Origin of the sequence: Paramixta manurensis, assembly GCF_013285385.1 — a bacterium.
GTDB classification, from domain to species: Bacteria; Pseudomonadota; Gammaproteobacteria; order Enterobacterales; family Enterobacteriaceae; genus Paramixta; species Paramixta manurensis.
In genome coordinates, this window is record NZ_CP054212.1 from 2,388,832 (window position 1) to 2,401,754 (window position 12,923).

10 protein-coding genes are annotated in these 12,923 nt (G+C 52.2%); 8 read left to right on the forward strand and 2 right to left on the reverse strand.

Annotated features, from left to right (window positions below; all coding sequences use genetic code 11):
* Positions 1-512 precede the first annotated feature (512 nt).
* Together ydgH and PMPD1_RS11575 are read left to right on the forward strand one after the other, a co-directional pair.
* A complete protein-coding gene (ydgH, locus tag PMPD1_RS11570; protein WP_173634179.1) occupies positions 513-1,466 on the forward strand; it encodes a DUF1471 family protein YdgH in 954 nt (317 codons plus the stop codon).
* A 210-nt stretch (positions 1,467-1,676) separates the two neighbouring features.
* Positions 1,677-3,068, forward strand: coding sequence for an amino acid permease (locus PMPD1_RS11575; RefSeq protein WP_173634180.1), 1,392 nt, complete (start codon positions 1,677-1,679; stop codon positions 3,066-3,068).
* Between the two features lies 1 nt (position 3,069).
* On the opposite strand, the gene PMPD1_RS11580 is transcribed toward PMPD1_RS11575, so the two are convergent.
* Positions 3,070-3,468 carry a hypothetical protein gene (locus PMPD1_RS11580; protein ID WP_435529736.1) on the reverse strand — a complete coding sequence of 133 codons (399 nt, stop codon included), beginning with the start codon at positions 3,466-3,468 and terminating at the stop codon, positions 3,070-3,072.
* A gap of 191 nt (positions 3,469-3,659) precedes the next feature.
* Between PMPD1_RS11580 and rstA the strand changes: the two genes are divergently transcribed.
* The 6 genes from rstA to PMPD1_RS11605 all read left to right on the forward strand — a co-directional run bounded on the left by rstA (position 3,660) and on the right by PMPD1_RS11605 (position 8,862).
* Entirely contained in the window at positions 3,660-4,391 is a 732-nt protein-coding gene (gene rstA / locus PMPD1_RS11585) for a two-component system response regulator RstA (RefSeq protein ID WP_173634182.1), read from the forward strand.
* Positions 4,388-5,689 (forward strand): two-component system sensor histidine kinase RstB, encoded by a 1,302-nt coding sequence (rstB, locus tag PMPD1_RS11590; protein ID WP_173634183.1) that lies wholly within the window; start codon positions 4,388-4,390, stop codon positions 5,687-5,689. Before rstA ends, rstB begins: the two co-directional genes overlap by 4 nt.
* Before the next feature lie 48 nt (positions 5,690-5,737).
* On the forward strand, positions 5,738-7,219 hold the full coding sequence (locus tag PMPD1_RS11595) for a carboxypeptidase M32 (RefSeq protein ID WP_173634184.1): 1,482 nt from the start codon (positions 5,738-5,740) through the stop codon (positions 7,217-7,219).
* A gap of 175 nt (positions 7,220-7,394) precedes the next feature.
* Positions 7,395-7,772, forward strand: a complete 378-nt coding sequence (asr, locus tag PMPD1_RS11600; RefSeq protein ID WP_173634185.1) for an acid resistance repetitive basic protein Asr — start codon at positions 7,395-7,397, stop codon at positions 7,770-7,772.
* 81 nt (positions 7,773-7,853) lie between these two features.
* The gene (gene ydgU, locus PMPD1_RS22920; RefSeq protein WP_494338260.1) at positions 7,854-7,934 is read left to right on the forward strand and encodes a small membrane protein YdgU; all 81 of its coding nucleotides are present in this window, start codon (positions 7,854-7,856) and stop codon (positions 7,932-7,934) included.
* Between the two features lie 121 nt (positions 7,935-8,055).
* Positions 8,056-8,862 carry a trypsin-like serine peptidase gene (locus PMPD1_RS11605; RefSeq protein ID WP_173634186.1) on the forward strand — a complete coding sequence of 269 codons (807 nt, stop codon included), beginning with the start codon at positions 8,056-8,058 and terminating at the stop codon, positions 8,860-8,862.
* 45 nt (positions 8,863-8,907) lie between these two features.
* Here the strand turns inward: PMPD1_RS11605 and hrpA are convergent, their stop codons facing one another.
* A complete protein-coding gene (gene hrpA, locus PMPD1_RS11610; RefSeq protein ID WP_173634187.1) occupies positions 8,908-12,810 on the reverse strand; it encodes an ATP-dependent RNA helicase HrpA in 3,903 nt (1,300 codons plus the stop codon).
* Positions 12,811-12,923 lie beyond the last annotated feature (113 nt).

Sequence of the window (12,923 nt, forward strand, 5' to 3'; positions counted from 1 at the left end):
CTTTCATCGGTGAGTGATGATGGTTTGAACCAAACAAACCCGTTCCAGTCTTATGACCGAAACAAACATGTATCAAACTATTTATAACCTACTGAAAATGTATCTTGCGATCCACACAGGTGACGAATTAGTCGCGAGTTTCACATAAAAATTCAGTAACACCGCTAAATGACGCTATTTTGGCGCTGAAATTTGCCCGTTTTTGCAAATAATCTGCTGTGCAAAATCGTGTCATGGCAAATATATCAATGGTAAAAAGTAAATATTAACAATGCGTTAACTAAAAAATTCATATTATTAACCACTATAAGCGGTAAAAGCGGTTCATTGGCGCGTTTTATGACTTTATACCCATGGTGCCGGCAATAACCGGAGGTGAGAGGCAGAAATGCCATAAATTGCCTGAGACAGCAGCCATTATTACATGCAATAATCGGCAGCTAATCTGTTACACATCAAGAGTCCAGCACGTTTTCGTACTCATTTTTTGCGTAAGGCGAAGGATTATTTTTATGAAGCTGAAGAATACCATTCTGGCGTCTACCCTACTGTCCCTGCTGACATTAACCGCTCATGCGGCGCAGGAACTGACGCCAGAAAAAGCAGCCGCGTTAAAACCATTCGAACGAATTAATATTAACGGCCGCTTCAACGCGATCGGCGATGCAGCCGACGCGGTTTCTAAACGCGCTGACGAAAAAGGGGCTGCCGCTTACTATATTCAGAGCATCAATGATTATAATGGTAACGGCGGCAACTGGCGTGTTACTGCCGATCTTTACCATGCGGATGCGCCAGCCGCTTCGCAAGGGCATCACTACCGCACCTTCAACGGCGTGAAAGAGTTACCTAAAGCGGAAGCCTACACGCTGCAACCCTATGATACCGTCTCGGTTAACGGCTTTTTCCGTTCACAGCCCGATGTTAACGATGCGATTTCAAAAGCCGCGAAAGAGAAAGGCGCCGCCTCCTTCTTTATTATTCGTCAGATCGATGCCAACAGCGGCGGCAACCAGTTTGTAACGGCCTATATCTATAAAGCTGACGCGAAAAAACGCCAGGTACAGAGTCCGGATGCCATTCCGCGTGATTCCGAAGCCGGGAAAGCGGCTCTCGCCGCTGGCGGCGCGGCAGCTAAAAATGTTGAAATCCCAGGCGTCGCCTCTTCCGAAACGCCAACCACGAGCGTCGGTCGTTTCTTCGAAACGCAATCGTCTACCGGGCAGCGTTACACGGTGAAATTGCCGAACGGTAAATCGGTACAGGAAGTGAGTGCCATTACCGCCGCGCAAATGCAGCCGTTCGACAGCGTGACTTTCACCGGCCACTTTGGCACGCCGACTGAGGTTTCCGAAGCAGTTGCCAAGCGTGCGGCAGATAAAGGCGCCAAGTACTACCACGTCACACGTCAATGGCAAAACCAAAGCGGCGGCAACCTGACCGTCACCGCCGACCTGTTTAAATAATCCTCTAACGGGGCGATAGTCAGTATCGCCCCGCTCTCATTTGAATAACCTCTAACCGTTTTTGCATAGTCAGTCATTGCGCTCTGTATAACCTCTCCGTAAAATCAGCCGCTATTTGGGGTTTCGTTCGACCGTCAGGCATTTTTCGTTGTGCCAAATTCGAGCGCCGGCCTTTTTGTTGGTCATTTATGCTATTGCCAGGATGTTTCTTTGGATAAAAAATTGGGTCTTACTGCGCTCACTGCGTTGGTGCTGAGTTCGATGTTGGGCGCTGGCGTCTTTAGCCTGCCGCAAAATATGGCAGCCGTTGCCAGTCCTGCCGCTTTGCTGATTGGCTGGGCCATTACCGGCGTAGGAATTATTTTCCTGGCGTTAGCATTACTGTTGTTGACCCGCTTAAAGCCAGAGTTGGATGGCGGCATTTTTACCTATGCGCGCGCAGGGTTTGGCGAACTGGTCGGTTTTTGCTCCGCATGGGGTTACTGGTTGTGCGCGGTTATTGCGAATGTTTCCTACCTGGTAATTGTGTTTTCCGCCCTCGGTTTTTTTACCGACACGCCCGGGCATGTGGTGTTTGGCGAAGGCAACACCTGGCAAGCGGTGTTGGGCGCTTCACTACTGCTCTGGCTGGTTCACGGGTTGGTACTGCGTGGTGTGCAAACTGCCGCCAGTATTAACCTGGTTGCCACACTCGGCAAACTGCTGCCGCTTGGCGTCTTTATCCTGCTGGCTATCGCCGCGTTTAATTTTGACCGCTTCACCGTTGATTTCAGCGGAGTACAACTCGGCCAACCGGTGTGGGAACAGGTCAAAAGCACCATGTTAATTACGTTGTGGGTGTTTATTGGCGTAGAAGGCGCGGTGGTGGTTTCAGCGCGGGCGCGCCATAAACGCGATGTCGGCAAGGCCACATTAATGGCGGTGATCGCGGCACTCGGTGTGTACCTGCTGGTCACCCTGCTTTCACTGGGCATTGTGCCGCGCGCTGAGTTAGCGGAAATGCGTAATCCATCCATGGCCGGATTGATGACGCACTTAATTGGCCAGTGGGGGAATGCCCTTATCGCCACCGGTTTGGTGGTTTCGGTCTGTGGCGCTTATCTGAGTTGGACAATTATGGCCGCCGAAGTGCCGTTTCTGGCCGCGCAACAAAGCGCCTTCCCGCGCACGCTCAACAAACAGAACCGCCATGGCGCGCCTTCGGCGTCACTGTGGTTAACCAATGGCAGCGTACAGGTGTGTTTATTATTGATTTGGTTAACCAATTCAGATTATGGCACCTTACTGACCATCGCTTCTGAAATGGTGCTGGTGCCGTATCTACTGGTCGGTGCCTATCTGTTTAAAGTTGCGCGTTGGCAGCAAAAACCATGGGCAACGTTTATTGCGGTGGGTGCCAGCCTCTATGGGATATGGTTACTCTACGCCTCTGGTCCATTACATTTACTGCTATCAATCGTGCTGTATGCACCGGGCGTATTGCTGTTCCTCTTCGCGCGCCGTGGCGGGCGTGGTGAACAGCGTCTGAGTCGCTATGAGCGCGTCGCGGTACTGGCTTTGATCCTTGGCGCCTTCCCGGCGCTGTGGGCGCTGGCAAAATAAATTAGTGCGCGGTAGCCGGGATCAAAATACTTAATAAATCGTCATGCTGAGAAAGGTCTAGCGGCTTACGATACTCCTGCTGGATAGCGCTAAGCTGCTGACCGGAAAGCGCATACGGCAGTAAAATATCAAACTGATTGATATGCTGTTGCTCCGCCAGCGTGATCAGGCGGGCAATGTTAATTTCATCACTAACTTGAGTGGAAATGATTTGCAACGCTAATTCTTTCAGGCGTTCCGAGGAGGCGCGCTCACTAACCGCGCTTTTACGCGTCACCATTCCGAAGAAGGGAATCACGCCATAAATGGCATCCACAAAACGCCAGCGCTTTTTACAGGACGCGGCGAGAAAATCAATATAATTGAAACAGATGCGATCATTATATCCGGCAAAGCTCATCTCTTTTTCAGGCACCCTCGCCCTCCTCCTGACAGCCAAAACAGATTGCGACCCGGCGCGTAAGACGGTGAATATAATGGCACGATTTACGATAATTATACTATACATCTCGCGTTATTTAACCGAGGTTGATAGTCGTTCTGCTAAAGAAAGGCTATGCTGCTCATTCTTGTAAACTCACACGCGGCACCATGAATAAAATCGTATTTGTTGAAGATGATCAGGATGTCGGCGAACTTATCGCCGCCTATTTAGGCCGTCACGGCATTGATGTGGTTGTTGAAAATCGGGGCGATCGGGCAGAAGCGGTGATTGCCGACATTAATCCCGATTTGGTGTTGCTGGATATTATGCTACCTGGCAAAGATGGCATGACGTTGTGCCGCGACTTGCGCGCTATCTGGGCGGGCCCGATTGTGTTGCTGACCTCGCTGGACAGCGATATGAACCATATTCTGTCGCTCGAAATGGGCGCTAATGATTACATTTTAAAAACCACGCCGCCGGCGGTATTGCTGGCTCGGCTTCGGCTGCATTTGCGGCAGGCCAGCGCGACCGGTACCACCACCGAAGAGATAGCGCCAACCCTCGCCGGGCATAAAGCCTTGCGTTTCGGTAGCCTGTTTATCGATCCGGTGAATCGCCAGGTCACCTTATCGAATGAAGTCATTGCCCTCTCTACCGCCGATTTTGATCTCTTGTGGGAGTTGGCTACCCATGCCGGACAAACGCTGAACCGTGACGCCCTGCTCAAAACACTGCGTGGCGTCAGCTATGACGGTCTTGACCGGAGTATTGATGTCGCTATCTCCCGGCTGCGCAAAAAACTTCATGACAGCGCGACCGAGCCTTATCGCATTAAAACTATCCGCAATAAAGGCTATCTGTTCGCGCCACATGCCTGGGAAACGCGCCCGGAATGAGAAAGCTCTTTGTTCAGTTTTACCTCTTGCTGTTTGTCTGCTTCCTGGTGATGACGATGCTGGTTGGGCTGGTGTATAAATTCACCGCCGAGCGCGCGGGTCGGCAATCAATGGATGATTTGATGAAAAGTTCGCTCTATCTGATGCGTAGCGAACTGCGCGAAATCCCACCGCGCGACTGGAATAAAACCATCGATAATCTCGATCTTAACCTGTCATTTAAATTACATATTGAACCGATCGGCAAATATAAGCTGGAGCCGGGAAGTATGCGCCGCCTGCGCGCTGGGGAGATTGTGGCGCTCGACGACGAATATACCTTCCTCCAACATATTCCACGCAGCCACTATGTGTTAGCCGTCGGCCCCATCCCCTATCTGTTTTACCTGCACGAAATGCGGATTCTGGATATTGCCCTGCTGGCGTTTATCGGTATGTCGTTGGCATTGCCAGTGTTTATCTGGATGCGCCCACATTGGAAAGACATGCTGAAACTGGAAACGGCGGCGCAACGTTTAGGCCAGGGACATTTGGATGAGCGCATTCATTTTGATAACACCTCCAGTCTGATTCGTCTTGGCGTTGCCTTTAACCAGATGGCGGACAACATCAATACGCTGGTCGCCAGTAAAAAACAGCTTATCGACGGCATTGCGCACGAATTACGCACCCCATTGGTACGTCTGCGTTACCGTCTGGAAATGAGCGATAACTTGAGCGAGGCGGAGTCTGGCGCGCTCAATCGCGATATTGGTCAACTTGAAGCGTTAATCGAAGAGCTATTAACCTATGCCCGCCTTGATCGTCCCCGCGTCGATCTGAATTTGCAACGTGTCGATCTGGCGGTCTGGTTACAAGAGCGCGTTGAAGATATGCGTGACATTAACCCGCAGCACGAAATCGCGCTGGACATGCCACAACGCGAAAATATCGGCATGTCGGATAACCGTCTAATGGAGCGCGTGCTGGATAATCTGGTTAATAACGCGCTGCGTTATGCCAACCAGCGGCTACGCGTTGGGCTATGGTTCGATGGCAATATCGCCTGTTTACAGGTGGAAGATGATGGGCCGGGGATTCCTTTAAATGAGCGCGAGCGGGTTTTTGAGCCGTTTGTTCGGCTCGATCCTAGCCGTGACCGCGCGACTGGCGGCTGTGGCCTCGGTCTGGCCATTGTCCACTCTATCGCCCAGGCGCTGGGAGGTTATGTGATGATTGATAGTAGCCCGCTCGGCGGCGCCAGTGTTCGCTTTTGCTGGCCGGTTGATTTACCCTTGCGGGTAACCAAAACCGCCTGATACCGGCGGTGATTGCCCTACCATCATTTGTGCCGCAGAGAGATGAAGATGACTTCAGCTTATCAACAACTGACCCATACTTTTCAGCGCCTGGCGCGCTTTAGCCACCTTTCCGCCATTGCCGGTTGGGATATGCAAACCATGATGCCGCCAGCGGGCAGCCAGGCTCGCGGCGAGGCGTTGGCGGAATTGAGCGTTTTGCAGCACAGCATTCTGACCGATGCCGCAATTAAACCGTGGCTGGACGCGGCGGAGCAAGAGTCGCTGGATGATGTGCAGCGCGCTAACCTGCATGAAATGCGCCGCGCCTGGCAACAGGCGGCTATCCTGCCCGCATCATTAGTAGAAGCAAAATCTATCGCGGGCTCGCGTTGCGAGCATGCCTGGCGGCAGCAGCGTCCGGCCAACGATTGGCAGGGGTTCGCTACCAACTTAAAAGAAGTGGTTAAACTTAGCCGTCAGGAAGCCGAAATCCGCGCTCAGGCCAACGGATGTTCACGTTATGATGCGCTGTTGGATGTGTTTGAGCCGGGGATGACCAGCGCCCGGCTAGATGAACTGTTTGGCGCACTGAAACAGTGGCTTCCGCCATTACTACAACGTATTGTGGAAAAACAGCGTCAGGAGTCGGTCGAGCAGCCCGTTGGTCCCTTTGCCATTGAGTCACAGCGCCAGCTTGGCCTGAGCATTATGCAGGTGCTTGGCTTTGACTTTAACGCCGGTCGCCTTGACGTGAGCGCGCATCCTTTCTGCGGCGGCGTACCGGAAGATGTGCGGATTACCACGCGTTATAATGAAAAAGAGTTTCTCAGCGCGATGATGGGCGTGATCCATGAAACCGGTCACGCGCGTTATGAGCAAAATCTGCCAAAAAGCTGGCCGGGCCAACCGGTCGCGCTGGCGCGTTCGACCGCCATCCATGAGTCACAAAGTCTGTTTATGGAGATGCAGTTGGCCCGCAGCGCCGAGTGTCTTCAGTTGATCCTGCCGCAAGTCATCCGCCATATCGGCGAAGGCACAGCGCTGAATGCGAATAACTTTGTTCGCCTTAACCAGCGGGTTAAACCGGGTTTTATTCGCGTCGATGCCGATGAAGTCAGCTATCCTACCCACGTCATTTTGCGCTATGAAATTGAACGCGCCTTGATTGCCGGTGATATTGAGGTTGAGGATATTCCGGCATTATGGGATGAGAAAATGCAGCGTTATCTCGGCATTGATACGCGTGGTAACTATCGTGACGGTTGTATGCAAGATATTCACTGGACCGATGGGGCGTTTGGCTACTTTCCGACCTATACGCTCGGCGCAATGTACGCCGCACAGTTATTCCAGGCGGTAAAACGCGCATTGCCGGATTTGACGCAACTGATTGCAACCGGCGATTTGCAGCCAATATTTAGCTGGCTGGAGCAGAATATCTGGCAGCACGGTAGCCGCTTTAGCACCCGTCAGTTGATTGAAAACGCCACCGGCGAAGATCTAAACCCGGAGTATTTTCGTCGCCATTTAGAGCAACGTTATTTATAATCACACCCTGGCGGCGCCCCCCAACGCCGCCTTTATTTTTCATCCAGTTAACCGTTGTACATTCGGTTACACGCCGATACCAAACACTCACGGAAACCCAACCCCGCTTTACTTATAGTGGCTTCACCGGCCCCGCAGTGGGCTAATACATGAAGAAACATTCGAGGGTTTTACAATGAAAAAGTTATTTGCTCTGGTTGTAGCCGCTGCTATGGGTCTGTCTTCAGTTGCTTTCGCTGCTGATACTACCGCTGCGCCAGCCACCACGACTACTCAGGCTTCAACAACTGCGGCTCCGGCTAAAGCAGCAACGCACAAAACCACGCATCATAAAAAACACAAAAAAGCCGCTAAAAAATCTGCTGCACAGAAAGCACAGGCAGCGAAAAAAGCGCACCACAAAAAAGTGGCCAAAAAGCCAGTAGCGCAGAAAGCACAAGCAGCGAAAAAAGTTCACCACAAAAAAGTGGCTAAAAAACCGGTAGCGCAGAAAGCACAGGCAGCGAAAAAAGTTCACCACAAGAAAGTTGTGAAAAAAGCGGCAGCGAAATAATCGCAGGAGCGCGCTCCTCAGTGAATTTATCGATAACAAACACCCGGATATTCCGGGTGTTTCTTTCCCGGAGTCGCGGAAATGGTGCGTCGCTACCGATTCGAAATTATCTTGATTGTGATGATCATTTGCGGAGTAGTCGCCGCTTGCTTCTACATCTGAGTGACGTAGTGCGCTGATATTCCGAATTAAACTCCCTTTTTTGCTTCTCACCGACTATAGTTAACCCCATCACGCGTGATAACGACTAATACCTATAATTCTCGCCCCTCATGAGAGTGATATGCGCATAACGGCTGTGTTTTTAGTGGGTTTTTTATCCTTATCGTTTTATACCCATGCGGATGACGATGCGACCAGCGAAGACGATACCCGGACGCTGTTTTTTGGCAAAGATGATCGTAAACCGGTTGCAGACACCACCAGCATTCCCTGGGAAGCCATTGGTCAGTTAGAGACGGAAAGTGGCAACCTCTGTAGCGCGACGTTAATTTCCGCCCATTTAGCGCTCACTGCCGGACACTGTCTGGTCAACCCGCCGGATGGTTCGCTGGATAAGCCGGTCGCGTTGCGCTTTATCGCCGGTGAAAAAGGCTGGCGCTATGAAATTCACGATATTATCGCGCGGGTCAATCCGGCTCTGGGCAAAAAGCTCAAACCAGACGGCGATGGCTGGATTGTTCCGGCATCGGCCGCCCCGGATGATTATGGTTTGATTATCTTGCGTAACCCGCCGTCGGGCATTACGCCGGTTCCGTTGTTCGAGGGATCGCGGAGCGAACTAACCGCTGCGCTAAAAGCTACCGGGCGCAAAGTGACGCAGGCCGGTTACCCGGAGGATCATCTGGATACGCTCTACTCCCATCAGGATTGTTTAATTACCGGTTGGGCTCAACGTACCGTTCTCTCGCACCAGTGCGATACCTTGCCGGGCGATAGCGGTTCACCTTTGTTATTGAAAAACCAGGCGGGCTGGCAACTGATTGCGGTACAAAGTTCGGCGCCTGCTGCGAAAGATCGTTACCGGGCCGATAACCGGGCGATTGCGGTAACCGCTTTTCGTGAGCAACTGGAAACGCTGGCGAAATAGCTGATATCCTCGCCAGCCAGGCGGCACTAACGCCGCCTGGTTCGGTTAAGCGACAATTTGCTCCATTGCCTGAATAATACGCTTATCGGAAATCGGGAATGGCGTCCCCAACTGTTGGGCAAAATAACTGACCCGCAGCTCCTCAATCATCCAACGGATCTCTTGCACATCCTCATCATCACGGCGCAAAGGCGGAAGCTTATTGAGCCAGCTTTGCCAGGCTTGTTGTACCTGCTCAACTTTTAACATCCGCGCGCGATCGCTATGGGGATCAACCGGCAGCTTTTCCAGGCGCCGTTCAATGGCCTGTAGATAACGCAGCGTATCCGGCAAACGTTTCCAGCCGTTTTGCGTGACAAAACCGCGATACACCAACCCAGCCATTTGCGCTTTAATATCCGATAACGCCAGCGCCATACTCATATCGACACGCCCCTTTAGGCGTTTATTGATAGTGAAGACTGCGGTTAAAATTTGCTCCACGCTTTGCGCAATTTCAACCACCGTATCATTGAGTTCCGCGCGAACCTTGTCATGTAAACGCGTAAATTCATCCCGTTTCCACGTTGGCCCGCCAAACCCGGCGATTAACTTATCTACGCCACACGCAATGCAATCATCGATCAGATCGAGCACCTTACCGTAAGGGTTAAAATAGAGCCCCAACTTGGCTTTATTCGGTAATTTTTCGTGCAGATATTTAATCGGCGAAGGAATATTGAGTAGCAGCAAGCGCCGTTGCCCCTGCCACATGCGCTTTTGTTGCTCATGCTGGCTATCGAACAGGCGGATCGCCACGCTCTCTTTCTCATCCACCAACGCAGGCCATGCCTTGACGCTGTAATTGCCGCGTTTTTGTTCAAAATGGTCGGGCAAATCACCGAAGCTCCAGATATGCAACCCACTCTGTTCTAGCCCCTCGTCCGCCACATTCGAAAGCGTTTCCTGCACTTTCTCTTTAAGTTGCGCTTTCAGTTCAGTAAGGTCTTTGCCCTCTTTCAGTTTGCGGTTTTTATCATCCACCACCCGAAAGGTGATTTTAAGATGATCGGGCACCTGTTCCCACTGCCACGCCTCGCGCTCAATGGTAACACCGCTCATACGCCGAAATTCACGCTCCAGCGCATCCAGTAACGGCGTTTCCAGCGGCGTGGCCCGCCCTAAAAAGGCTTCTGCGTAATTTGGCGCCGGAACAAAGTTGCGACGTATTGGCTTTGGTAGCGATTTAATTAACGCGATGACCAGTTCGCGCCGGACGCCAGGGATTTGCCACTCAAACCCGGCGGCATCAACCTGGTTGAGTAACGGCAGCGGAATATGAACCGTCACGCCATCCGCATCAGCGCCCGGTTCAAACTGGTAGCTCAGGCGCAGTTTTAAATTACCCTGATACCAAAAATTCGGGTAATCCAGTTTACTTACCGCTTCGGCGCCCTCTTTAATCAACATTTGCTTATCAAAGTTAAGCAATTCGGGCGTTTCGCGTCCGGCGGTTTTCCACCAGCTATCAAAATGACGCGCCGAGACCACATCATGCCCAATGCGGCTGTCGTAGAAGGTAAACAGCGTTTCATCATCAACTAAAATATCGCGTCGACGCGTCTTGTGTTCCAGATCTTCAACTTCGTTACGCAATCTCTGGTTTGCCTGGAAGAACGCGTGTCGCGTCTGCCAGTCACCCTCAACCAACGCATGGCGAATAAATAACTCACGTGACAACTGCGGGTCGATTTTACCGTAATTCACCTTTCGCGCCGCCACGATCGGCAGGCCATACAGCGTCACTTTCTCCGCCGCCATCACTGCGCCCTGCGCTTTTTCCCAATGCGGCTCGCTGTAACTACGTTTTAATAAATGCTGAGCGACCGGCTCGATCCACTCCGGATCGATACGCGCGGCAATGCGCCCCCACAACCGACTGGTTTCCACCAGTTCTGCAACCATCGTCCATTTGGGCGGCTTTTTAAACAGACCGGAACCGGGAAAAATGGCGAACCGCGCATTGCGCGCGCCGGTAAACTCCTGCTTCTCGGCATCTTTCTGGCCGATATGCGACAACAAACCGGTTAATAAGGCGGTATGTATTTCCCGGTATGGCGCGGGTTCACTGTTCACCGGCATCCCTAACTCACGCACCACCTGACGCAATTGGGTATAAATATCCTGCCATTCGCGTACTCGCAGGTAGTTAAGGTAATCGCTTTTGCACTGACGGCGAAACTGGTTGCCGGACAGCGCTTTTTGCTGCTCCTGTACATAGTTCCACAGATTCACGAAGGTCAGGAAATCTGACTCTTTATCGGCAAAACGGCGATGTTTTTCGTCTGATGCCTGTTGCTTCTCAACCGGGCGCTCACGCGGATCCTGAATCGATAACGCGGCGGTAATAATCATCGCTTCACGCACACAGCCATATTTTTGCGCTTCCAGCACCATGCGTGCCAGGCGCGGGTCAACCGGTAATTGCGCCAGTTGGCGGCCTGAAGCGGTGAGTTGATAGCGTTGCTGCTCTTGCTGAACAATGGCACCCAGCTCTTCCAACAACCGGACGCCGTCCTGAATGTGACGTTTATCCGGTGCTTCCACAAACGGGAAAGCGCTAATATCGCCCAACCCTAGCGCAGTCATTTGCAAAATAACCGAGGCGAGATTGGTGCGCAGAATTTCCGGGTCGGTAAACGCCGGGCGACTGAGAAAATCATCTTCGGAATAAAGACGAATACAGATCCCTTCCGAGACGCGCCCGCAGCGCCCTTTACGCTGATTAGCCGACGCCTGCGAAATGGGCTCAATCGGTAAACGTTGTACCTTGGTACGATAGCTATAACGGCTGATACGCGCAGTACCAGGATCGATAACGTATTTGATCCCCGGCACGGTGAGCGAGGTTTCCGCCACATTGGTCGCCAGCACAATACGCCGACCGCCGTGAGACTGGAAAACCCGGTTCTGCTCGGCATTGGACAAACGTGCATACAGCGGCAGGATTTCCGTATGCGGTAAATCGCGCTTTTGCAATGCATCGGCGGTATCGCGGATTTCCCGCTCGCCGCTCATAAAAATCAAAATATCGCCGCGACTCTCCTGACCTAATTCATCAACTGCGTCGAAAATAGCCTGTAACTGATCGCGATCGCTTTCATCGGCCTCTTCCGCCACCGGACGATAACGCATCTCAACCGGATAAGTCCGCCCGGACACTTCGATAATGGGCGCCTGATTAAAGTGGCGTGAGAACCGCTCCGGGTCGATGGTGGCGGAAGTAATAATGACTTTCAGATCCGGGCGACGCGGCAATAACTCACGTAGGTAGCCGAGCAAAAAGTCGATATTCAGGCTACGTTCATGCGCTTCATCAATAATCAGAGTGTCATACTGCATCAGCATCCGATCGTGCTGGATCTCCGCCAGCAAAATGCCGTCGGTCATCAGTTTCACTTGGGTTGTGTCACCGACCTGATCGTTAAAACGCACTTTATAACCTACGCAGCCGCCCAGCGTGCTCTCTAACTCCTCGGCAATACGGTTAGCCACGGTACGCGCCGCCAGGCGACGCGGCTGTGTATGACCGATTAACCCTTTCACGCCGCGCCCCAGCGCCAGGCAAATTTTGGGCAATTGAGTGGTTTTACCGGAACCCGTTTCACCGGCGACAATCACCACCTGATGATCGCGAATCGCCGCCGCAATATCCTGCTGCTTCTGACTAACCGGCAGGTTTTCCGGAAACGTAATCACCGGCGTCGCGGCGCGTCGTTGCTGTATTCGTTGTTGTGCCGCATCAATTTCATGACGCAATGACTCAGCAACTTCACGCAGGGCTGCCGGATTTTTTATTTTCTTTGCGCCTTGTAAGCGACGCTGGAAACGCTGACGGTCACGTAGTGAGACCTCATCAAGACGGGACCAGAGCGCCGCTAACGGCGAAGTATTGGGTTCTACAGACATTATCTTTTACCTTCTACGCACAGCGGCCGTTCAGAGCGATGAAACCACTGCGGGTCGCCGGCTGAACCGGCATCTATTTTGCTGCCGCGCATAGTAGCACAGCCCGATAATTA